This is a genomic window from Sphingobacterium lactis (assembly GCF_051951495.1).
In the GTDB taxonomy this organism is placed as follows: Bacteria; Bacteroidota; Bacteroidia; order Sphingobacteriales; family Sphingobacteriaceae; genus Sphingobacterium; species Sphingobacterium lactis_A.
This window is the reverse complement of sequence record NZ_JBNHAS010000006.1, coordinates 98,703-123,189: the sequence shown is the minus strand read 5'-3', so window position 1 is coordinate 123,189 and position 24,487 is coordinate 98,703. Positions and strand designations below refer to the sequence as shown.

The 24,487-nt window shown below is 38.2% G+C and carries 16 protein-coding genes and 1 tRNA gene; 14 read left to right on the top strand and 3 right to left on the bottom strand.

Annotation, left to right across the window (positions count from 1 at the left end; translation table 11 throughout):
• The first annotated feature begins 96 nt into the window (after positions 1-96).
• The 4 genes from ACP6L2_RS17275 to ACP6L2_RS17260 all read left to right on the top strand — a co-directional run bounded on the left by ACP6L2_RS17275 (position 97) and on the right by ACP6L2_RS17260 (position 4,253).
• Positions 97-2,022, top strand: a complete 1,926-nt coding sequence (locus ACP6L2_RS17275) for a polysaccharide biosynthesis protein (protein WP_440510497.1) — start codon at positions 97-99, stop codon at positions 2,020-2,022.
• A gap of 83 nt (positions 2,023-2,105) precedes the next feature.
• Complete coding sequence (locus ACP6L2_RS17270) at positions 2,106-2,780, top strand: tetratricopeptide repeat protein (RefSeq protein ID WP_440510496.1); 675 nt, start codon at positions 2,106-2,108, stop codon at positions 2,778-2,780.
• A gap of 63 nt (positions 2,781-2,843) precedes the next feature.
• On the top strand, positions 2,844-3,332 hold the full coding sequence (ribH, locus tag ACP6L2_RS17265; RefSeq protein WP_344675633.1) for a 6,7-dimethyl-8-ribityllumazine synthase: 489 nt from the start codon (positions 2,844-2,846) through the stop codon (positions 3,330-3,332).
• A gap of 201 nt (positions 3,333-3,533) precedes the next feature.
• Positions 3,534-4,253, top strand: coding sequence for a hypothetical protein (locus ACP6L2_RS17260; RefSeq protein ID WP_344675634.1), 720 nt, complete (start codon positions 3,534-3,536; stop codon positions 4,251-4,253).
• A gap of 92 nt (positions 4,254-4,345) precedes the next feature.
• On the opposite strand, the gene ACP6L2_RS17255 is transcribed toward ACP6L2_RS17260, so the two are convergent.
• Positions 4,346-6,829, bottom strand: a complete 2,484-nt coding sequence (locus ACP6L2_RS17255; protein ID WP_440510495.1) for a family 20 glycosylhydrolase — start codon at positions 6,827-6,829, stop codon at positions 4,346-4,348.
• Between the two features lie 113 nt (positions 6,830-6,942).
• Here ACP6L2_RS17255 and ACP6L2_RS17250 point away from each other — a divergent pair.
• The 5 genes from ACP6L2_RS17250 to ACP6L2_RS17230 all read left to right on the top strand — a co-directional run bounded on the left by ACP6L2_RS17250 (position 6,943) and on the right by ACP6L2_RS17230 (position 15,290).
• Positions 6,943-7,014, top strand: a tRNA-Glu gene (locus tag ACP6L2_RS17250).
• Positions 7,015-7,767: 753 nt separating this feature from the next.
• Complete coding sequence (locus ACP6L2_RS17245; RefSeq protein WP_440510494.1) at positions 7,768-11,112, top strand: SusC/RagA family TonB-linked outer membrane protein; 3,345 nt, start codon at positions 7,768-7,770, stop codon at positions 11,110-11,112.
• Between the two features lie 11 nt (positions 11,113-11,123).
• The gene (locus ACP6L2_RS17240) at positions 11,124-12,587 is read left to right on the top strand and encodes a RagB/SusD family nutrient uptake outer membrane protein (RefSeq protein WP_440510493.1); all 1,464 of its coding nucleotides are present in this window, start codon (positions 11,124-11,126) and stop codon (positions 12,585-12,587) included.
• A gap of 7 nt (positions 12,588-12,594) precedes the next feature.
• Complete coding sequence (locus ACP6L2_RS17235) at positions 12,595-13,962, top strand: substrate import-associated zinc metallohydrolase lipoprotein (protein WP_440510492.1); 1,368 nt, start codon at positions 12,595-12,597, stop codon at positions 13,960-13,962.
• Positions 13,959-15,290, top strand: a complete 1,332-nt coding sequence (locus tag ACP6L2_RS17230) for a DUF4302 domain-containing protein (RefSeq protein ID WP_440510491.1) — start codon at positions 13,959-13,961, stop codon at positions 15,288-15,290. Before ACP6L2_RS17235 ends, ACP6L2_RS17230 begins: the two co-directional genes overlap by 4 nt.
• Before the next feature lie 849 nt (positions 15,291-16,139).
• Here the strand turns inward: ACP6L2_RS17230 and ACP6L2_RS17225 are convergent.
• Together ACP6L2_RS17225 and ACP6L2_RS17220 are read right to left on the bottom strand one after the other, a co-directional pair.
• Entirely contained in the window at positions 16,140-16,709 is a 570-nt protein-coding gene (locus ACP6L2_RS17225) for a hypothetical protein (RefSeq protein ID WP_440510490.1), read from the bottom strand.
• A gap of 376 nt (positions 16,710-17,085) precedes the next feature.
• Positions 17,086-17,427 (bottom strand): glycerophosphodiester phosphodiesterase family protein, encoded by a 342-nt coding sequence (locus ACP6L2_RS17220; protein WP_440510489.1) that lies wholly within the window; start codon positions 17,425-17,427, stop codon positions 17,086-17,088.
• Positions 17,428-17,717: 290 nt separating this feature from the next.
• Between ACP6L2_RS17220 and ACP6L2_RS17215 the strand changes: the two genes are divergently transcribed.
• The 5 genes from ACP6L2_RS17215 to ACP6L2_RS17195 are packed head-to-tail and all read left to right on the top strand — an operon-like array spanning position 17,718 to position 24,376.
• Positions 17,718-18,239: a DUF6769 family protein gene (locus ACP6L2_RS17215; protein ID WP_440510488.1), complete on the top strand. Its 522-nt coding sequence runs from the start codon at positions 17,718-17,720 to the stop codon at positions 18,237-18,239.
• Positions 18,240-18,291: 52 nt separating this feature from the next.
• On the top strand, positions 18,292-18,585 hold the full coding sequence (locus ACP6L2_RS17210) for a hypothetical protein (RefSeq protein ID WP_440510487.1): 294 nt from the start codon (positions 18,292-18,294) through the stop codon (positions 18,583-18,585).
• Between the two features lie 19 nt (positions 18,586-18,604).
• Entirely contained in the window at positions 18,605-20,116 is a 1,512-nt protein-coding gene (locus ACP6L2_RS17205) for an efflux RND transporter periplasmic adaptor subunit (protein ID WP_440510486.1), read from the top strand.
• A gap of 11 nt (positions 20,117-20,127) precedes the next feature.
• Positions 20,128-23,223, top strand: coding sequence for an efflux RND transporter permease subunit (locus tag ACP6L2_RS17200; protein WP_440510485.1), 3,096 nt, complete (start codon positions 20,128-20,130; stop codon positions 23,221-23,223).
• Positions 23,213-24,376, top strand: a complete 1,164-nt coding sequence (locus tag ACP6L2_RS17195; protein ID WP_440510484.1) for a TolC family protein — start codon at positions 23,213-23,215, stop codon at positions 24,374-24,376. Before ACP6L2_RS17200 ends, ACP6L2_RS17195 begins: the two co-directional genes overlap by 11 nt.
• The last annotated feature ends 111 nt before the right edge of the window (positions 24,377-24,487 follow it).

Here is a 24,487-nt window from a genome sequence, read left to right as displayed (position 1 = left end):
ATATTATTTCAAATTAACACCCGTAAAGGATTATATTTGATAATTAATCTGATATTAGAAACAATAAATCGTAAGTTTGCAAACTAACCTGTTACGATGAAACTACTAAAGCCTTTGAATCACATAAAGATTGTTCCTAGATGGATAATCTTTAGTTTCGACATTGCTATTTCAGCATGTGCTTTTATATTCGCTTTCATACTTTACAACAACTTTCAGTTAGAATCTTTCTCTAGTACTGACTTCGCTGTGAAGTTCCTATTTTGTATGACCCTGACTGCCTTTTCATTCTTGGTATTTAGGTTATACAGTGGCATTGTGCGCTACACCAGTGCAGTAGATTCCATTCGGATCTTATCAACAATTGTATTTACGGCAATTGTAATGTTCATTGCCAAATTACTCTTCATTGCTCTTCGTGTTCCTTTAAATATCCCTATTAATCTGATCATTATCTATTCGTTATTTGCCTTTACCGGATTAACGACTTATAGAACTTGTATCAAGATTTTCTTCCAATACACAAAGTCTACCCGCAATGGCCGTAAGAATGCTGTTGTATATGGAGCCGGAGATTTAGGAATAGCTGTAAAACGTACTTTTGAACACGACTTCCGTTCAGAGAAAACAATTGTCGCCTATATTGATGATAACGAAGAGAAAATTGGTAAATCCATTGATGGCTTAAAGATTTTCAGCTCGAAGGAATTCCCAAGAATGATCAAGAAGTATGGGATTGATGAATTAATCATTGCATCTTCCAATATCGATATCGAATGTAAGGACATGATTATCGACATTGCCCTAGAGCACAATGTAACTGTTCTGACCCTACCTCCTGTCAATAAAATCATGAATGGAGACCTTTCTCCTGCACAGATTAAACAGATCAAGATTGAGGACTTGCTAGAGCGTGCTCCAATTCAGATTTCCAATGAAAAGCTATTTGATCAATTGCGTGGAAAGCGTGTATTGGTTACTGGTGCTGCAGGATCGATTGGATCGGAAATATCAAAGCAATTAAGTAAGTATGAACCGCAGATGATTATCTTGTGTGATCAAGCGGAATCACCATTACACAACTTACAACTGGATCTACAGGATTTATACAAGAATCAGATTTATCATACCTTCATAGCCGATATACGAAGCGAACAAAGAATGCGTCAATTGTTTGAAACGTTCAAACCACATTACGTATATCATGCTGCCGCGTACAAGCACGTGCCTATGATGGAAAACCACCCAAGTGAGGGTGTTAAAACCAATGTCTTTGGAACTTATCTATTAGCAAACCTTTCCGTAGAATTCGATATTCAAAAATTTGTATTTGTATCAACGGATAAAGCGGTAAACCCTACCAATATCATGGGGGCGACAAAGCGTATCGCTGAAAAGTATGTACAATCGCTTAATGAGTTCCTAACGACCCAGGATAATATGAAACCTACTCGTTTTATCACCACACGCTTTGGAAACGTGTTGGGTTCAAATGGTTCTGTTATCCCAAGATTTAGAGATCAAATTGAAAAAGGTGGTCCTGTTACAGTGACCCACCCTGATATTACCCGTTATTTCATGACCATCCCTGAGGCTTGCCAATTGGTAATTGAAGCCGGAAACATGGGGCATGGTGGAGAGATCTTTGTATTTGACATGGGTAAGTCTGTGAAGATTGTGGATTTAGCAAAGAAGATGATTCGTTTATCAGGCTACGTTCCTTTCAAGGATATCGAAATTAAATTCACAGGTCTTCGCCCAGGAGAAAAGCTGTATGAAGAGTTATTGAATGACTTGGAGAACACGATTACTACCCACCATGAAAAGATCATGATTGCGAAAGTTCGTGAGAATGATTTTGAATTGGTTAAGAAAGAAATTATAACCCTATCCAAAGCATTGGATAGTCATAACAACTTGGATATTGTGCGACAAATGAAAGTCATGGTACCAGAATTTGTCAGTCAGAATTCCATTTATGAGCAATTAGACAAAGAAAAACTCAGCGCATTAAATCATTAAGGAGACTTAAATATTTTTGTTAATATATTGCAAGTATTCTTTAAAAGTGTATTTTTGCGTTCCGTAATCTATTAAAACTAAGAATGTCACAAAATAATCAGAACATTTCTTCCAGTAACAGACCAGCTGTGAAGAGATCATTTTTCCAAGAAAACGAAAAGAGTATCACCTTTATCATAGCAGGTATCGTTATTTTGATCTTGTTATACATTGGATACCAAAAATTATATTTAGCACCTCGTGCAGAGCAGGCAGCAAATAAAATGTACCATGCAGAGCAATTCGTAGCGATTGATTCCTTACAGAAATTAGCAATTGATGGTGATGGAACAGCGCCAGGATTCAAAGCTATCGCTGATGAATTCTCAAACACGAAGTCTGCAAATATTGCTAATGCTTACTTAGGAGGTCTTTACCTACGTCAGAAAAACTTTAAAGAAGCGATCAAATATTTAGAGCAATATTCTGAGACTGGTTCTGAAATTCTAGATCCATTGGTTATCGGTCTTTTAGGCGATGCTTATTCTGAAGAAAAAATTTACGATAAAGCAGCTAACTACTACAAAAAAGCAGCTGACAAATCGAAGAACGTATATACTACCCCATTGTTCTTAAAGAAATTGGGCTTAGTTTATGAAGAACTTGGTGATTACAAAAATGCGGAGACTACTTACCAACGCATTCGTGATGAATACCCGCAAAGTGCTGAATCAACTACGATTGACAGCTTCTTAGCACGCGTTCAAGCGAAACAGTAATCCTAAAAAAATTGATTATCTTTGAGGGCTACCATTGGTAGCCCTTTTTATTTACAATCAAATATGTCAAGTAGCTTAAAGAATCTATCCGACTTCTCCCATATACAAGTTGGGAATGCTGAAAACCTGAAATTTGCTATCGTTGTATCGCAATGGAACGCAGAAATTACCGGTGCTTTATTAAATGGTGCTTACAAGGGTTTATTAGACCATGGCGCTAAGGAGGAAAACATCAAACTCATTGAAGTTCCTGGAAGTTATGAACTTATTGCCGGTAGTGATATCGCATTGAGAGATCAGAATCTTCATGCTGTCATCACTTTAGGATGTGTTATTCAAGGAGAAACCCGTCACTTTGATTTTATCTGTCAGGGAGTTGCCAGTGGATTAGCTCAAGTAGGTATAAAACATGATACACCTGTTATTTTTGGTGTTTTAACCACAGATAACCAAGAACAAGCGCTTGACCGTGCTGGTGGCAAACATGGAAATAAAGGTGAAGAAGCTGCCATAACGGCAATACAAATGGCCCTTATCAACCTAAAATATTAATGGTATCGTTTTTGATTAGCTAAGGTTATGAAACAAAGTGAGTTAATCGTATTCATGGTTAAGTCGGTACAATTACCGGAGATTATACCATGTGCTACTAAACCATGTCCTACCTTTCCTTTGCAAACTTCACGCAAAGCCTAGGCTTAACATCATGTTTGTTCGGCAACCATGCCAAATTCAGCATTAAACAATCAAAAAATGAAACAGAAAACAAATATCATGTACTATTTCTGCCTGCTCCTCAGCGTAGTCAGTCTTTGTCCATCGATGCTCATGGCGCAAACCAAGAACATTGCAGACAAGATATGGAATGCCGCAGGAGGTAAAAGCAAATGGGAAAGTACGAAATACATCATGTTTACCGTTTCTGGAAACAGCCAACACGCTAGTATCACCGGAAACCGTAAATTCTTATTGGACAAACAAAGTGGAATGGTCCGCTTTGAAGGTACCTTAAACCGCAACAATGTTGTCGCGATTTTCAATGTACCGAATCAGAAGTTGATCCACATCTTCGACGAGAATGGAACCGAAATAGCTGCACAAGATTACCGAGGTCTGTTGCCTGACTTAATTGATCAATACAACATCGACTTAAAAGTCCTATCATTGCCCGCTAGTATCGCTTCTTCTTCCTTGAACAATCCATCAGAAAGCAAAATCATCAATGCCGAAAAATTACAAAAGGTAGATTTCGCTAATTTCTTAGGTGGTAGAGGATCAGTTTATGTAAATGAAGAATCAGGATTGATTAAACGCATTGACATGGACGATAAGAGCTATACTGTCAATGGCTACAAGGATATCGGCAATGGACTTGTCCTTCCGACCATTTTTAAAGCCTCAGGAGACAGCATCTCTTATCAAAAGGTAGCTAGTTTTACCGAAATGGAACCAGCTAAATTTAACAGCTTCTAGGAGCTTTTAAGAATAAGAGAAATATTAAACAGACAACGGGCTTCAAGAAATTTTGAAGCCCGTTGTCTGTTTATGGTAAAACTTGAACCAATCTACCTCGTATAAGTACTAATTCGTCCAATACGGCCATTCGCATCTACTGTCGCCAGCTTCACGACCATGCCGTTCTTGGCTTGAATCCCACCTTTTGGGAACTTTTGACTAGAACTTGTCGGATTAGACCCATCCAATGTATAGACAATTTTAAATCCTGGATATTCGACATTGGCGTGAATACTTCCCTTCTCAGCCATAACACCTACGGATGGCAGACGGTATTTGAATCCACCATGCAAATTATCAAGTTTAGGCAGCTCCTGCGATCCTACCTTATGCGCAAAGTTACGGTATGCCTTTTCAAATTTACCTTGATCAAAAGTCTGATCACCCTCCCAAGCTTCCTTAGGTGCCCAAGCACGCTCAGCTAAAGCAAAAAGACGTGGTAATATCATATAATCCAAGCGATCAGCAGTCAAGACCGTCTCCGCCCATAATGCAGCTTTCAATCCGATCAGATTGGATCTACCCTTTTCTGTCAGGCGTACTTTCTTAGCTAAATAAGCATCTTCTAACTTCTTTCCCGCATCCATATGCTTCATATTGGCAAAAAAAGCATCTGGTAACAAGGCATAAGACTGATAAAGGTCTGTAATGGAAGCCCATTTTAAACCAGGCTCACGGAAATCCTTGTCCCAAACCATATCCAAATAATAGTTAGCAGAAGAAGTAAACACTGTTTTATAACCTGCATTAGCCAATTTATAGGCTAAATCCTCTTGTCCACCGCCAATTACATTGTTCCATACATCCAAATGCAAGTTCAAATGAGCTAATTCCTCATTGACAACCATGCCTTGTCCTTTATTGACCATGCCGAACTCTTCCCAACCTGCCATATCCATCCCCTTTGAAGCACAGATTTCGTGGAGTTTCTTCACATAATACGGCCAAACCTCATATACCGTAGACATTCCCTCTTTCTTCATCAGCTCTTGTACGGCAGGAGATTTCTCCCAAGATCCCGCAGGAACCTCATCACCACCCAAAGAAACCAATTTCAATTCCAAGCCGACTTCCTCATACATCTTCTTGATGTCATCCAGCACCACATCCATAAAACGATATACCGATGGCAATGCCGGGTTCATCACATTGTCCCTCCAGTTTTGGGCAGAATTATAAACCGACTTGTCTGCTGCTTCATACAAAAGAAACTCCTCAGCTTCCTTCTGTTTACCAGCCTTCATCAAGCGATTATAACGTGTTTCCATCGCCTTAATGGCAGCACGACCATGACCAGGCGACTCTATCTCCGGAATAATGGTTACAAAGCGATCTGCAGCATATTCCAGCAATTCTTGGAATTCCTTTTTGCTTAGATAATTCTTTCCAACGGCATGACCGCCTGAGCCATATGCCGGCGGAATGGTGTTCCCATCTTGAAAAGAGCCAGAACGATTGGAACCTATCTCTGTCAACTCAGGAAGCGAAGGTATCTCCAATCGCCATCCTTCATCATCAATAAAATGCAAGTGAAATTTATTCAGCTTATAGGAAGCCAATAGATCAACGTATTTCTTCAATACCGAAAGCTCCTTGAAATTACGTGAAATATCCATCATGAATCCACGATAGGCAAATCGAGGAGCGTCTTTGATTTCTACGTAGGGGAACGACAATTCTGATTTTCCCTGTAATTGCTCGGCAGAGGCCAATGAAATCAAAGATTGAATTGCATAAAATGCACCTGCAGCGGTAGATGCTTGAATCTCTATCCCTGACTTATCTATGCGAAGCTCATAGGCCTCAGATGCCAAGTCTGCATTCTGTAATACCCTGACATCTGAACCATTTTTAGGTCCTTTTACTCCAGCAACGTCTAAAGTTCTAAAGGCCAAATCATATCCTGACTGCTGCGATAAATTCAATTGAGGATCTTCATATACTCCCCAGATCTTTCCAACCTTGAATGATCCATTGTTCATTTTAAAGGAAGCAGGCATTGGTAGAATTGGCTGAGGAGTTCCCTTATACAGCAAACTGTTCTTGGCAAACAATGCTGATAACTGCGCATTCTCCTCCCGAGCTGTAACATGCAATGCTGTAACCTCTACCGGATCCAGATTGATGATTTCCGATGTTTGTCCCTTACTCTTCAGGTAAAAACCATTTGGTGTAAGAGACGTATGTGTTATTGGATAAGGCGATTTATAATGCAACACCAAAGAGTCCTTTACCTGAAGTGTAGTCCCAGCATTAAAGTCTACGCGATATAGGTTTCCACTTTGATCATTGAATGTTGCTTTATTGCTTCCTGTATTCTCAATTGGATACATGGAATTGAACCAAAGGTTATAAGCATCTAATTGAATTGCCTTTTGATCAGTATTCACTAAGGTCAATTTCAGCAAACGGTTATCGTTATGGTTGTAGCCACTGGCGAAATCCCATTTCACCTGGAGCTTTTGTGCATGAACAGCACTTGTCCCCAACCCAAGAGCTAGCATAAGCAATAATGAAGATTTTAATTGATTCATAATGATGGTAATCTAGCAAAAAAACAGAGAAACTAAGTTAATGAAAGATTTTTCTTAAAAAAATTTTGTTAATAAAGATCTTAATTCTATATTTGCACACCGAAACACAGAACGGCCCGTTCGTCTAGGGGTTAGGACGCAAGATTTTCATTCTTGAAACAGGGGTTCGATTCCCCTACGGGCTACAGAAAAAAGCGACTTGAAAAGGTCGCTTTTTTAGTTTATAGTGAGATTTGAGATAGTAAGAGAATCTAGCATATACCCACTTCCAACTCAGCGCAAAGCGAAGAGTCTTTTTCCCTCCAAACTAAGGTCATCCCAAATCGAAATATGTACGAAATTTATTTAGCGACACAGTACCTTGGCTATTGGATTTATAAATGAAGGAATAGACTAATATATTTAACAAGCACTTCACCTCCTAATATTAAACTTTCTTCAGTTAAATTTTATTACTTTCTAGGTTTAAGTGAAGACCGAAAGATTTTATGACCCATTTAATAAAAGGAATTAGCTTTAAAATTATCTCATTTTTAAGTTACACTAAAAATCTAAAAAACTGATATTTTAAAATCCAACAAGGAAATTTTTACATTCTTTAGAAACATTTTTATTTATTTATTAAAATAATGTTTTATTATAAACTATTATAAATAGTAACTTAGAACCTCTCATTAAATTATTTTTAAATTTTAATATGTTTTTATATATTGCCCCCCATAAATTACACGAGTGGCAGAAAACCTTTTGATGCTTTAACTCACAATTATTAAACGTCCTAAATTATTTAATCTATGGGGTATCTTTATTCTCCGATTTTTGAGAGAAAATCTCAATCTTCTTGTTGGAGACAAAACAGGCTCAATCAAACATGGAAAAATTTAGTTGTTCTGGCTGTTGCCGGCACAATATCATTTTCCAGTTTGGCTTCAAGCCCAATGTCATCAAAATTGAACGCAGATGCTAAAATTTCAGCATCAACACTTCAAAACACTATTTCAGGTACAGTTGTGGATGCTGCTACTAATAAGCCAATTGCGGGGGTCACCGTAACGGTAAAAGGTAAATCAACTTCTGTTAGTACAAGTGACCAAGGAAAGTTTACAATCCAAGCTGCTGGCAGCGAGACTTTGATTTTCCGTTACATAGGATACATCGAACAAGAAGTAGAAGTCAACAACCGTTCTACATTTACTATTCGTTTATCTTCCTCTGAGAAACAGATTGAAGAAGTTACGGTTGTAGCAACTGGTTACCAAACGCTTGATCGTAAATTCTTTACTGGTGCATCAACTAAAGTTAGTGCAAAAGATGCTGAACGTGCAGGTGTACCTGACATTTCTCGTATGCTTGAAGGTCAGGTAGCAGGTGTTTCTGTACAGAACGTTTCGGGTACATTTGGAGCTGCTCCTAAAATTCGCGTGCGTGGTGCCACCTCCCTATCAGGGGATAACAAGCCTTTATGGGTTATCGATGGTATCATTTTAGAAGATGTAGTCAACATTTCCAACGAAGCGCTTTCAACCGGCGATATGAGTACATTACTAGGTTCATCTGTTGCTGGTTTAAACCCGGATGATATCGAGAGTTTCAACGTATTGAGAGATGCAGCAGCGACAGCGATGTATGGAGCAAGAGCGATGAATGGTGTAATCGTCGTGAATACTAAGAAAGGAAGAAAAGGAGACGGAAAACCTTTGGTAAGTTACACTGGTAATTTTACAACTTATCAAAAACCATCCTATGCAGATTTTGATATTATGTCATCATACGACCAAATGGCGGTAATGATAGAATTGAAAAATAAAGGCTTTTTCCAAATCCCATCTGCTTCTCGTGGTGCTAACGGTGGTGTTTTCTATAAGATGTACAACATGTTGTACGATTATGACCCTAACACAGAAACATTTGCGTTAAGAAATGATGCCCCAAGCCAGATTGAATTCCTTTCACGTTATGCAAATGCCAACACAGATTGGTTCGATCTACTGTTCCAAAGCAAAATCATGCAAGAACACTCATTAAGTGTTTCTTCAGGTACAGAAAAATCACAGAACTATAGTTCTGTTTCCTTCTTGAATGACCCAGGAATGACCATCGGTAATAATGTAAAGCGTTTCACAGGTAACTTTAGATCCAATTATAAATTCAGTGATAAATTCACTGGGGAATTGATTGGTAACGGTTCCATCCGTGATCAATCAGCTCCAGGCTCTCAGAATGTTCAGTCAGATCCTGTATATGGTTCTTATTATAGAGGTTATGACATCAACCCGTATAACTACGCGTTGTCCACTAGCCGCTTGATTACACCATTTGATGAATTTGGACGTCGCGAATATTTCGTGCGTGATTATGCTCCATTCAACATCTTAACGGAAATGGAGAACAACTACGCAAAACTTTCCATGATCGACTTTAAAGTTCAGGGTGGTTTGAAATATGAATTTATTAAAGATTTGAAATATTCAGTCAATGGTGCCTTCCGCTATACTAAATCCGAAAGTGAATTGTTTTTAAAAGAAGGTTCTAATTACGTACAATCCTTCAGAGCTATGGATGATGCAACCATTGTTGGTTCGAACGGAAGATTATATAAAGACCCTGATTTTCCTAATGACCCTGCAGTTTCGGTATTGCCAGAAGGAGGATTTTACAATACCTCTGGTGATAATATGAAATTCTACTACTTCCGTCAGGATTTAGAGTATGATAAAGAATTCAACGAAGACCATAGCTTGAACGTGTTTGCATCCATGGAGATGAAAACTACAGACAGACAAGCGAAGTTCTCTGATGGAGTAGGATATCAATATGAAAATGGCGGTTTGGTTTCTCCTTATTATAAATATTTCAAGGAAGCTAGAGAAGAGGGAAAACCTTATTTCGGCATGGGATATAATGCAGACCGTTGGGTTGGTTACTCTTTAAGAGCGGCTTATTCCTTCAAAGAAAAATACCGTTTCAATGCTACAGGCCGTTATGATGGATCCAACAAAATGGGTAAATCAAGAACAGCACGTTGGCTACCAACTTGGAATATCTCTGGAGCATGGGATATTGATCAAGAAACTTTTTGGCCAACAAACGATTACCTGAGCGCTTTATCGATAAGAGCAACTTACGGTATGGTGGCTTCTATGGGTAATGCTACAAACTCTTCTGCAGTTTTCTACAATCAGATTGCAAGAAGAAGAGAGATCGTTGACCAAGAAGTGTTAACCTATATTTCAAGTTTAGAAAACTCCGAATTGACCTGGGAAAAAATGAAGGAATTCAACTTAGGTTTTGATTTGGGACTATTATCCAATAAGATTGACTTAAACTTGGATATATATCAAAGGAAAAATTACGATTTATTAGGTTCTGTTCAGACATCAGGTATTGATGGTCAATTTACCAAGATTGCCAACTATGCCGATATGGAATCTAGAGGTATCGAATTGACTGTTGCGGGTAACCCTATCAACAACGATAATTTCAGATGGAGAACACGTTTCAACTTCGGATACAACACGAACAAAGTTACCAAATTAGATATTAATCCTAACATCTGGAGAGCAGTTTCCAATACAGGTGGGGCTGTGGAAGGGTATTCACAAAGAAGTTTATTTTCTATCCAATTTGATGGTTTGAACCCAAATTATGGATTCCCAACATTCATCGGAACAGATGGCTTGAAAACATCTTACATTAGTTTACAGAGCCAAACATTGGATTATTTGAAATACGAAGGTCCTGTTGAGCCTACATTTACAGGAGGATTCTACAACCAACTTAGCTATAAAGGATTTAACTTAACTGGATTGTTCACTTTCTCTGCTGGTAACAAGTTGAGATTGAGACCAACCATTTATTCGTCCTATAACGATATGTCGGTAATGACAAAAGATATGCTGAATAGATGGCTTATGCCAGGTGATGAGAACTTCACAAGCATTCCTGCTTTACTAGATCCTGTTTCGAATACGAACATCACGAACTCTACAGGAGGACAGGTTAGTGCACAATATCCATACAATGCATATAACTACAGTACAGAGCGTGTAGTGGATGGCGGTTACTTGAAACTAAAACAGGTTACCTTAGGATACTCCATTCCCCAAAGATGGTTGAGTACAACTAAACTAGCGAATGCAAGTCTGAATTTGGTAGGAAATAATTTATGGACCATTATTGCTGATGAGCGCTTAAGAGGCCAAGATCCAGAGTTCTATGCTTCTGGTGGTGTGGCATTGCCAACATTAAGACAATTCACATTATCATTAAAGGTTGGATTTTAATAGGGATTTTTATGAAAGTATTAAATAAAATTAATGTTATTTTATTAACTGGACTAACTTTATCGGTAAGTTCATGTAATAAATATCTGGATGTTGAACCGGATAACCGCACAACGATTAACAGTGTGGATAAAGTGGCCCAATTGGTTGCAACGGCATATCCAGGTTATGATTATCTATCATTTGCAGAAGCTGCTTCTGATAATGCGGAGGATAAAGGACCTGGAGTAGGTTCCTCAGTAGATACTCGTGACAGGCCGTATGTTTGGGAAGATCAGATTGGATCAGGTACCAACACGCCAACAAACTATTGGAATGGCTGTTATGAAGCTATTGCTGCGGCAAACCAAGCTTTAGAATCAATTGAAAACAACGATTTTGGGGACGAGGTATTACAATACAAAGGGGAGGCATTGATTGCGAGGGCATATGCACACCATATGTTAGCCATCTTTTTTGCTAAAGCTTATGAAATTGGCGGGGCAAATGATTCTCCTGGTATCCCTTATGTAAAAGCCCCAGGCACCAAAGTTTTTGGAGATTTTACTCGTGGAACAGTGAAATCTACCTATGATAACATTGTAGCTGATTTAGAAGAAGGCTTAAAATATGTTTCAGATCAAAATTATCAAGTGCCGAAATACCACTTCACTAAAAGTGCAGCCCATGCATTCGCTTCTAGATTATACTTATTTTTAGGAGAGTGGCAAAAAGCGGCTGACAACGCAAGTTTAGCAGCTCCTTCCGGTGAATTTTTGTCCAATTTAAGGCCAGTAAATTCAACACTAAAAAATATGACACCTGCGGAGTTTAATGCGGCATTTACTAGGTCAGATATCAAATCTACCTTATTATTGACCAATGCTTATTCTACTTGGACGTATGTTTCCACACCAAGGTACGGTGTAGGAGCAAAAATGTCCAGGATGTTTACGGATCGTCATGTGACAAGTGGTGTACTTGATAATAAAATATTAAATTATGGTGCTCCAAATTATACAACTTATAAGTATTTATATTATTTCTATTACACAGGTCCTGGCATTGGATACCCTTACATCATGCAACCTTTATTGACCTTGGATGAAGCGCTGATGAACCGGGCAGAAGCCTATGCAGAACTTGAAAAATATGATCTAGCCGTGGCGGATCTGAACACGTTCTATAGCACCAAAATCAGGAACTATACCCCAAGTATGCATACTTTAACCTTGGATAAAATCCAAAATTTCTATGAAGAGACCGATCCGAAAAAAGCATTGGTCAAGGCAGTTCTTATTGCTAAAAAAGCAGAGTTCTTGGAGGAAGGATTACGTTGGATCGATATTACACGACGAAAAATCACGGTAGTTCACAATGTGATCAGTCCTACAAAAGAAGAAACCGAAATTGAATTGGGACCAGATGATCCTAGACGTGTTTTCCAGATTCCTGAAGAAGCTAAAATTTCAGGAATTGAATTAAATCCTAGATAATACCATTATGAAAATAGTAAATAAAATTTTAATCGCATTATCAGTAGTATGTGTTTTAGGTTCTTGTGCTAAAGAGGAAATCAAAAATGTTGATTTCTCTCAATATAACGATGACGATCCACAGACTAATACTGAATTAGATAATTGGTTGAAAACAACCTTTTTGGACGAGTACAACATAGATGTTGTATATCGATATAATCGTTATTTCCATGATGTAGACAGAAACGTTACACCTCCACGCTTGAATGCGGTGAGACCTACCATGGAATCTGTATTGAATGGTTATTTATTGCCTTATAGAAAAGTGGGTGGCGTTGATTTTATCAAGAAGATGTCCCCAAAGGAATGGATTCTATTCGGATCTAATTCCTATGCATCTGACGGCTCAGTATATGCTGGAACGGCTTCTGCTGGCCGTAGGGTGAACTTATATGGAATAAACAATTACAGTCCTTATGGTGCTTTGCTTGTTATCCACCACGAATTTGTCCACATTCTAAATCAGCTGGTAGAAATACCACCAGATTTCCCTACGATCTCGAAAGCAGATTATAAAGCAACTTGGGCATCTACCCCGGCTGATACCTCCAAGAAATACGGATTCGTTACTTCCTATGCAAGTGGTTCATTTACGGAAGATTTTGCAGAAACCGCTGCCCATCTTTTAGTAAAAGGGCAGGCTTGGTATAACCGCCATGCCAGTCAATCATCTGCTTATGGAAGTACCAAACTAAAACAAAAAGAAGCTAACGTAGCCAATTATTTCACTACCAACTTGAAAGTGGATTTCAGGGAACTTCAAAAAACTGTTCAGAACCATTTGAAGTCTACAATTTATCCAAATGACCTTAAATTTCCACAATACTTAGGAGGTACGTATAAAACGGTGACCATTACTCCTGGGAATGCTATTTATTCAAAATATGGCAAGCCAGCAGAGTTTCAAGCGGCTTATGATAAAATGAAAGCAGCAGTGCTAGCTTATAGTTCAACAGCTAAATACAATATGGACAATTTGCAGATACGATTTGAAGCTGACAACAAAGCTACATTCAGAATTGCCTATACTGCAGCATCTGGAGGGGCTCAATTATTTGCAGATTATTCTTTCACATATACATTAAATACCACTAGCGGTGATCTAACATTTACAAAAGTTGCACAAGCTAGTACAACTGGGAATTATGCAAATGCAGCATTATTTGCTACAGCATTTCAAAATAGTTTACAGGCCTATTTTACTGGTAAAACTTTCACAGCAGATTGGCTGAGAGCTGATGTAGAAGGAGCTGATTATAATTCCTTAGCAGGTTTTTATGAAAAAAACAATGCAACTAACTATTGGTATGGCGTATTAGGACTATTATTATGATGAATTTTAGAAATATTTTATTTGGAGCGATGCTGATAGTAGCAGCATCCTCCTGTCAAAAACAGGAAGAGAAATTAGTCTTCGGCGAAACACCTGAGGTGCGCATGAAAGCTAAAATCGATTCTATAAACACAGCCTTGACCTCCTCTCCGAATGGTTGGAAAGCAACCGTAGGGACAGGATTAAAAGGTGGGTATGGATTTTACATGGCATTTGACGACCAACAGGTTGTTAAAATGGTGGCCGATTTAACCGACGCATCGGCAACAAAAGTTGAAGGTTCTAATTATCGTGTTAAACAAGATAATGGGGCTACCTTGATTTTTGATACTTACAATTATATTTCCATGTTGAATGATCCCAATCCATCTGTTTATAATGGAACGGTCAGAGAAGGTCTTAGAAGTGATTTGGAGTTTAGATTCTTGAGGTCCAATGCAGATTCTATTATTTTTGTTGGAAAAAGATACAGACAACAATTAGTTTTATCCAAAGCTACAGCTGCTGAAAAAGATGCTTATAATTCAGGAGCGTATAAAACAAGTATAGATAAAACTAAAGCTATCTTCCAGACATTCAAAAACCCTTATATAGAGGTAAACATTGGAGGAGTTGCCACAAAGTTAGCCTTGTCGTTTTTTGCAGGAACGAAAACTCTGGATATAGGTTCTGTATTACCAGACAAAAAAACGGTATTGAACACCTTTAAGTTCGCTTACAATCTGAAAGGTTTTGATATCTTAGCAGGTGGAAGCCATAGGGATTTAGTCTTTACAAAAGGCGAAATTGAAGGTTCTAGTGTTTTTATCCATGATATTTCAGGACAAAAATATGAAATCAAAAATAGTCCTACCCCAATTCTTCCTATAGAAGTCATGTTTGCTTTTGATGGAGCTTTTAATGCCATTACAATAACAGGTAGTAAACAACCTGAAGGAGTAACTTCCAGCTTTAACTCTTTGTGGGAGGGATTGGTGTATTTATATACTAGCAATAAAATGTTGACTCACTCTGTCAACTTCAGACTATCTACTTCAAAAGTAGCTGTATTGGATGCTCGTTTCCAAAGTGGTAGTACTGTTTATCTTGCAAGTGCAGAATACAATTACACATTGATAGATGGTGTATTAAAACTTTCCGCACCAACTGCAACGAACGGTAACTGGAACAATAATTGGGTAACAGCAGGAGTTAAAAATTACTTCAGTGGAGGAGAATTTAAACTAACCTATATTACTGGTTCAAATCCGAATGACGGTACTTTAGGAGGATTGATCAAGGTATCCGATCCAACAGCAATATTCTATGGTAAATTATCGAAACTATAAAAATTAAAATAGAATAAATTATTATTAGAGACTGTTTCACAAAAAGTGAAGCAGTCTCTTTTCAATCTGCGAATAACAACAGACTTAAATGAATTTAATCGGTGTTAGCTAATATTTAATAAAAAAGATGAAAATTAGTTTAAACATTCCAAATGTTTAAACATCTTAGGGTTGTAATTTAAGCTGACTTCTTGATTTTTAACTAGAATATATTTTTCTAATCTATTCATTCTTATTATTTCTGCTATGAAAAATTTTGAAAAATTTACACTACCATTTCTACTCATCCTTTCCATAATCAACCTTATTTCGTTAATTAGATCCAGTGATAAATACACTAGAAAAGAAAGAGTAAGAAAATATTTCTTTAATATACTTGGATTATGCCTTTGTATCTTTCTTCTCTATTTACAGTTATTTGAGGATGTGTATTAAGTATTTTTAAAGTTATTTCGCAGTTACAATTAGGATTTTCATTGTTCTTCCCTCTTTCCTAATCATCAAATCCCCAATAGATACAAAGGCATAATACATACAAGGCCACCACTTTATCTTTAATAGCACTGCTTCGTTCGCTACTTTTGTGCACAAGAAATTGAATATTATGTGCCAATGTCACTTCATTCAGGTTATCCTTAGAAAGCAACTTTTAGAATTTCTGCTTATGAGTTTTTAATGCAGGATAACCACAAGTATATAATTATGTGCTTTTCAAGCTATAAACATCTACTTATCTATCTTTACATCCAATTCAATTAAGCATCTAAGTAAAAAAAAAAGAAATCAAAAAAAGAGGCTATATCTTCTATTTACGATATAGCCTCTATATATTTTTAATAAAATCCTATCTTACCAGCCAATCGGTGGTGGAGCTTCTGTATCTCCACCTCCACCAACTTCTCCTGGTGTAGGCATTTCTTCTTGTTGTTCTTCACTATCATCCTTCGGAAATTCTCTCAACAAAACCGTTTTATTAGTCGTTACTATAGTTTCATTATTTCTATTTACAAACGTATTGATAAAACCTAGTTGTAGACTACGTGATCCTAATCCATAAAACTTATAGTTATATGTTGTTGTTTTACCATTGGGAAGAGTAACGGTCATATTATCCCCATTGATGACAAATGGATACTCAATGGTAGAAACCGTATTCTTATTGGAATCTTTGTCTCTATCATAAGTTGTAATTACAAAAGAATTACCTGAAAAAGTGATGGTTTTATAATATTTATTATAAACATCAGACCTTTTATACATTCTATAATATCTTGCAACCAATTCGTCGCGCTTAGTTGATTCTTCAAGTATTGCCCTGATATACCATTCCCCGTCCATCGTGACAACATCTTGTTCTTTTTGGCAAGAAGAAAAAGCAATTGAAACAGAAGCCAATAAAGTAATAAAGACTTTTTTCATAATATATAATTGATTCTAAAGTAAATATATAAAAAATATCTAAAATTAGCCTTTTTACAAATGTCAAAATTCTAATAATTATGATTTCAATCACTTTTATTAAATGACAATAAAAAAAATAAATATATTTTTGATAGAACACGGAAAAAAATCCCTTTTTGAAAAAAGTCATTAATGAATAAAGAAATATTTCATTCCGTCTCTTCTCCCGAAACCTTATCGTTTAAATTTAAGTCAAATATTACCTTTAATAACATTCATCCTATAATCAACCTGGACAAGACTAATGGCAGTATTTAAACCTAAGGTTGACAAAACAATTATACTTTAAACTTCCCTAGTTTTTAGCTTTTTCCAACTCAGCGCAAAGCGAAGATTATTTATTCTTCCTCCAACCTAAAGTAACCTTGGCAACAACTCCCTTACCAGTTGTGGTACGATCCAAGGTCTTGTCGTGCATGAGAATAAACTTCCTATCAAAAGTTCTTTGAACGTCCAATTCAATTATGTCAACCCCCATATCAATGGCATAATCTATCGCCTTTAAGGAATTCTCCGACGCATTGCGCCAATCTCCTCTATGGGCAACCACTAAAACCGAACTGACATCTCTATTCAATAATTTGTTCCTTATCTCCAATGCTCGAATCTGAGCTTGAACCAACTGAACATAAAAACTAGAAGTAGGAATAAGGTTAATTTTTCTCCCTACTACCAAGCCCTACCTTGAGAAAACTCAGATAACCCAAGTTCAGTATTCTGTAATCTTAATCATACTTTCACCCACATCATTTTACTTTCATAGAAGGAAATATTTATACAATAAAACACTCTTTTAGATTTTGTTTAAAAGGGGATTTCTCAAGTGATTCCGAATGAAGGTATAAGCTCAGAAACAGAAATTTTGCTGGACGTAGCTCTATAGGCCAATTACAATTCATGAAGGACTAAAATTACAGCTTATCCTAATTTCAATTGCTCCCATGAAATGAAGTCAAGAACGTTATAATGTTTAGAAATAAGGATGTACAAAAATTTATTGCAATTGTAATAAATATAAAATTATATCCCTACTTTTGGTTGATGGTGAAAAAGATTTCCATAGTATATCTTATGATTTTGGTTCAGGGATTTATCCTTGCCCATAGCTTTGTGCCACACCACCACCATCATGCAGAGTCTGCCGCCACTCAAGATGCCCATGATCATGCCCACGAGCACAGTCATTTACATGAGCATGATGGCACAGACCAGGAAGAACATTCGACCAGCACCAATATTTTTGACATCTTATTTTCCAATTTACACCATAGCGGAGATAGTGTTGTCTATGTGCAACGTAGTGAAGTTACTGTCCAAAAGGTGCTAAAGAAAATCAATAAGCTAGACATAGCAAATATTCTTCAGCCACTATCGGTACCCTATTTAATTAGCAAACCGATCGTTTATGAAAGCAGGACGACACCCCATTTTTCCAATAAATACAACCTTAACTTCTCCTTAAGGGGGCCTCCCTTTTTCATCGTTTAACACCCCGTATTTTTAACGATTTTTTTTCTTTAAACCTTAAATTTTCACAACGATGAAAAAACTATTTTTTGCCTTAGCAATTTCAGGCTTACTATTTACTGCGTGCAACAATACTGCACCTAAAGATGACCATGGACATGAACATGCAGAAGGCGAAGCTGCCCATGGTGAAGGATCCCACACGCATGCCGACGGAACGACACATGAAGGCCCAGACCATGCCGATTCAACCAAACAAGAAGAGTTCAAGGTAACTCAGGACAGTACGTTGAAAGATGATGCCAACAAATCTTTGGAGAGTAAAAAAGAGCACAAGCACGAGAACGGAGAAACTCACGCTCATTAATTCATTTTAATTAAGAAACATGCTAAGGATATCAACTTTGATATCCCTTGCATGTACCTTGCTTTTGGCATCCTGCAACCAGGATGCTAAAAATGCAGGTACACAAGGGACGTCATTAACAGTTAATAGTTTAGAACCATTAACATATACCATATATACCGAAAATGTAGAACTCTTTGTTGAGTTCAGACCCCTGATTATTGGTGAAAAGATTAAGTTTGCTGCCCACTATACGCTTTTAGGAGAAACTTTCAAACCCTTGGAAAATGGATCACTGACGGTCAGCCTGCTCAGTGGCAGCAATGGGATTAAGGCAACAGCAGATTCTCTCTCTTCCCCAGGAATATTCCAACTATCCCTGCAGCCAAAATATCAAGATACATCGACTTTGGTATTTGAACTTAAGACCAAGGACTTTTCTGACCGAATCGTCATCAGGGATCTTCCCATATATGAATCCATCGTTCAGGCCTCAAAAGCTGGTGGTGCTCATTCCCATGCATCCGATATCATTTACCTAAAGGAACAGTCCTGGAATACCGAATTTGCAACGGTTGAGGTCAAGCAACAGAATTTCAATGGTGTTATCCGTACTTCGGGTCAGTTTATCAATGCTCCTTCGGACGAATACGTTATCACGGCCACGTCTAGTGGAATCCTACGCTTAAGCTTTCCGGCACTCGTAGGTAGTCAGGTGAATGCTGGACAACAACTCTTCACCGTAAGCTCCAAGGATTTAACACAGAACAATCTGAACAGTCAGATCGCAGCAGCAAGAAACAGTGCAAATAATGCAAAGAACAATTATGACCGCGCGAAATTGGCCATTCAGGACAAATTAATATCAGAAAACGATTTCCAGAAATCCAAACTCGACTATGAAAATGCCCAGACGCTCTATAACCAGTTGTCCAATAACCAGAGTGGTTCAGGAAAAGGGATAAGTGCGAGCAAAAGTGGATACATCAAAAGTTTATTGGTGAGTGATGGGGCTTATGTTCAAGAAGGTACACCTTTGGCTACCATTACTAACAGCAAAAATGTAATCCTACAGGCCAATCTCTATCAATCCGATCTAGTCAAGGCAAAGGAAATTGTCGGTGCAAACTTCAAAATAGCTGGTGAAGATAAAGTGTACAGCACATCTGAACTTGCAGGACGCGTGATTTCCATCGGTAAGGTGGTTGCGGATAAAGCACCTTTTGTTCCTGTGTTAATCCAGATAAACAATGTCGGGAATATTTATCCAGGAGCTTTTGCTGATGTATACCTTATAACTTCAAGCCAATCCCCGAGTACCGTTATTCCCAAGACGGCACTCATCGAAGAACAAGGGAATTACTATGTTTATATTCAACTTACCGGTGAATCCTTTGAAAAACGGAAAGTAGTTCTAGGGGAGTCAGATGGTAAACAAGTATCTGTAACAGCGGGTATACAGAATGGGGAACGCGTTGTATCAAAAGGAGGCTATCAAATCAAATTAATGACCGCTTCAGGTGCTATGCCAGCGCATGGCCATGAACATTAATCGCCACCGTTATGTTAAATAAAATAATACACTTTTCCCTCGGCAATCGCCTGCTCGTGGTCATTGCCTCTTCTTTACTACTTGTGTTCGGAGCCATATTAAGCTCCCGCATGGAGGTTGACGTTTTTCCAGATTTAACTGCTCCTACAGTAGTAGTACTAACAGAATCTCATGGAATGGCACCTGAAGAAGTGGAGAAATTGGTGACCTTTCCCATCGAGACATCCTTGAATGGTGCAACTGATGTACGTAGAGTTCGGTCTTCATCCTCTGCAGGGATATCAATCGTTTGGGTGGAATTTGACTGGGATACCGATGTCTACAAAGCACGCCAAATCGTGAGTGAGAAATTGAGCGTAATTGCAACACAGTTGCCAGAAGGTGTTGGAGACCCGACCATGGCACCTCAGACCTCTATTATGGGAGAAATCATGCTCATCAGTTTGGTTTCCGACTCTACCTCTCAAATCGACCTTCGCACGGTTGCAGATTGGACCATTAGACCCCGCCTATTGGCTACAGGTGGTGTGGCTCAGGTTATCACCACCGGAGGTGGATTTAAGCAATACCAAATCCTCGCCTCGCCACAAAAATTGGCCTATTATAAGATTTCATTACAGGAACTGGTCGTGGCCAGCAAAAAATCTAATGGCAATGCTTCTGGTGGATTTATGTATGATCATAGCAATGAATATATCATCAAGGGTATCGGACGCAGCAGCGATGTTCAAGAAATTGGCCGCTCCTTGGTAAAAATGGTTAACGGAAAGCCCATTAGAATTGCAGATCTAGCGGAAATTAAGGTAGATGCAGCACCAAAAATTGGTGATGGCTCCATGAACGGTAAACCTGCTGTGATAATGACTGTCATGAAACAGCCCAGTACCAACACCTTGGAACTGACTGAAAAGATTGATGCCACAATCGCAGATTTACAAAAGAATATTCCATCTGATATTAAGATCAATACCAAAATATTCAGGCAGCAGAACTTTATTGATGCTTCAATCGGCAATATCCAAAAAGTGTTGATCGAAGGAAGCATATTTGTTGTTGTAATCCTTTTCTTGTTCTTAATGAACTGGCGCGCAACACTAATATCGCTTATCGCTATCCCGATTTCAATCATTGTCTCCATCATCACCCTTAAATGGCTAGGTTTTACCATCAATACCATGAGCTTGGGAGGAATGGCCATTGCCGTTGGAGATTTAGTTGATGATGCGATCATTGATGTGGAGAACGTGCTGAAGCGCTTAAAAGAAAATGCAAAGTTGCCAAAGGATCAACAACGCGATAAATTTACCGTAATCTTTGATGCATCCTTTGAAATCAGACATTCCATTATCAATGCGACATTTATCATTATCGTCGCTTTTATACCGCTGTTTTTCTTATCGGGAATGGAAGGAAAATTACTTGTACCACTAGGAATTGCGTTTATAGTTTCTTTGTTTGCATCGCTCATTGTTTCCATCACCCTGACACCTGTTTTGTGTAGTTACTTTCTCACAAACGAAGAGCGTTTGCAAAAGGCTGAAAAGGAAAGTTGGCTAGTTGATAAACTGCAAAAAGGATATCATGGACTTCTTGAGCAGGCGCTGAAGTACAAAAAAGTAGTTCTTGGACTCGTGATTTCTCTATTCATCATTTCTATTGTTGTTTTTACACAACTTGGACGAAGCTTCCTACCTGAATTTAATGAGGGTTCCTTGGTGATCAGTACCGTGACCCTACCTGGGACTTCCTTGGACGAGAGCAACAAGATTGGTAACCGAATCGAGCAAACATTGTTATCTGTTCCAGAGATATCAGTTACAACACGTAGAACAGGACGCGCAGAATTAGATGAACATGCGCAAGGGGTCAATGCTTCCGAGATAGATGCCCCGTTCGAATTGAAAGATAGATCCAGGGCTGAATTCATGGAGGATATTCGAGAAAAACTTAGCAAGATATCGGGTGTAAATATTACCATTGGCCAACCCATTGGTCACCGAATCGACCATATGCTATCTGGGACCCGCGCCAATATCGCCATTAAAATATTCGGAGCTGATTTAAATGAACTCTTTAAGCTCTCCAAGCAGATTCAAACTGAAATTCAGGGCATTGATGGATTAGTAGATGTAAGTGTGGAACAGCAGATCGAAATCCCACAAGTTCAGATTAAAGCCAACCGAAATATGCTTAACCAATATGGCATAACTGTAGGAGATTTCAATGAATTTATTGACGTGGCATTTGCAGGAGAAAAGGTATCTGAGATTTATGAAGAGGACCGTAAATTCGATCTCATGGTCCGTTTCGATGAAACAAGCAGAGGTCAGATCGACCTGATAAAAAATGCATTGATCGAAACAGCAAATGGCGAGAAAATTCCGCTCTATTATGTGGCCGATGTGCTGAGCACAACAGGTCCTAACACGATTAACAGGGAAAATGTTCAGCGCAAGACGGTTGTTTCAGTTAATGTTTCAGGACGAGATCAAAAATCTGCAGTAGAGGAAATCCAACAGGTCGTTGCTTCAAAAGTTAACTTGCCAGAAAATTACCATATAGAGTACGGAGGTCAATTTGAAGCCGAAGCGGAAGCTTCACGAACCTTGATTATCGCCTCCATGTTTTCGATTCTAATTATTTTCCTCATCCTATATCGAGAGTTTAAAGATACAAAGATAACATCGATTATATTGATCAATCTACCGTTGGCACTAATTGGAGGTGTATTTACAGTTTACTTTACAAGCGGAATTCTTAGTATTCCGGCTATTATCGGTTTCATTACCTTATTTGGTGTGGCAACTCGAAATGGAATCTTATTGGTGTCCCACTACAACCAGTTGAAAATGGAAGGGTTGAACTTACATGAGATCATTATTCAAGGATCCAAAGATCGTTTGAGTCCAATCTTAATGACTGCACTAACAGCTGGTCTCGCTCTGATTCCTTTGGCAATCGCCAGCGACCTTCCTGGCAATGAAATCCAAAGTCCAATGGCCAAGGTAATTCTGGGTGGATTATTGACTTCTACCCTTCTCAATATATTTGTGGTACCAATTGTCTATTATTTAACCAACAAAAAATTAGAGAAAAATGAAGCGTAGATTTATTTGCATGTTGCTGGGGTTGGGTTTCCTCAGACATGTCATAGCACAAGAAAATGATATTCAGCAGATACTAATTGCTGTAGAACAAAATAATAAGACTCTAAAGGCAAAATCCGCTGGGATTACTTCGGAGGTTTTGGAGTTGAAAACGGCAAATAACATGGAAGACCCTGCCCTCAAGTATGATTTTATGAAGGGGTCTCCTAGCCTTGCTGGAAATCAAACCGATGTTACCTTGACGCAAAAATTTGATTTCCCATCGGTTTATTCAGCAAGAAAAAATGCTCTTTCATTATATGAAAAATCAGCAAATAGCGAATGGCGATTAAAACGACAACAAATTCTTCTGCAAGCGAAATTGATCTGCTTGGAACTGATTTATCGAAATAAGCTGACTGCTCATTATACACTGCAGAAGGAGAAATATCAGCAGGTCCTTCAGGCATTTGAACGTAACTTAAGTATCGGCAATGGAAATGCCCTTGATGTCAACAAGGCAAAAGTTCAACTGTTGGACAACCAAGCAAACATTAAACAGAACGAACAGGTGATCGCTAGACTACAAACCAGCTTAGCACAGTTAAACGGAGCTCAACCAATAGTTTTTCTGAAGTCCAACTATCCCGAATTGAGCAATCAAACTTTAAAAGCAAATAACATTGATCTTCAGGGTTGGAAGGATAACAACTATGCCTTGGCCAAACAACAAATTGAATTAGCTAAGAAAGGAAACCTTCCGAAAATTGAGATCGGATACCATTATCAGGGGATTTTAGATCAACAGTTCCATGGTGGGCTTTTGGGCCTCAGTATTCCACTATGGGCAAATAAGAACAAAGTCAAAGAAGCTATTGCAAAAATGCAGCTTCAGGAGGCCAACATCCAAGAATTACAAGCCGAACTTGATACTGAACAAGAGCAAGCTATCCGATCTTTGGCAATTTCAAGGGAAATGATGGCCCAATACAACACGCTGTTAGAACAGTTTGACAATGGAAAGCTATTGGATAAGGCATTTCAAATCGGACAAATTACCGCTGTGGAATATTTTCTGGAAAGTAATTACTACCATAACTTAAGTTTAAAATATCTGGAGTTCGAATTAGAAGGTCATAAAGCAGAGGCAGTTTTAACTAGAGGTGCCTTATAGATTTAATCAGGAGGCGGAATCAATAAAGGATTCCGCCTTCTTCATGATTAAACATCTTGAAAAGACTGGATAAATTTATAGCCTTAAAAAACAAATTATTTTTAAAGAATA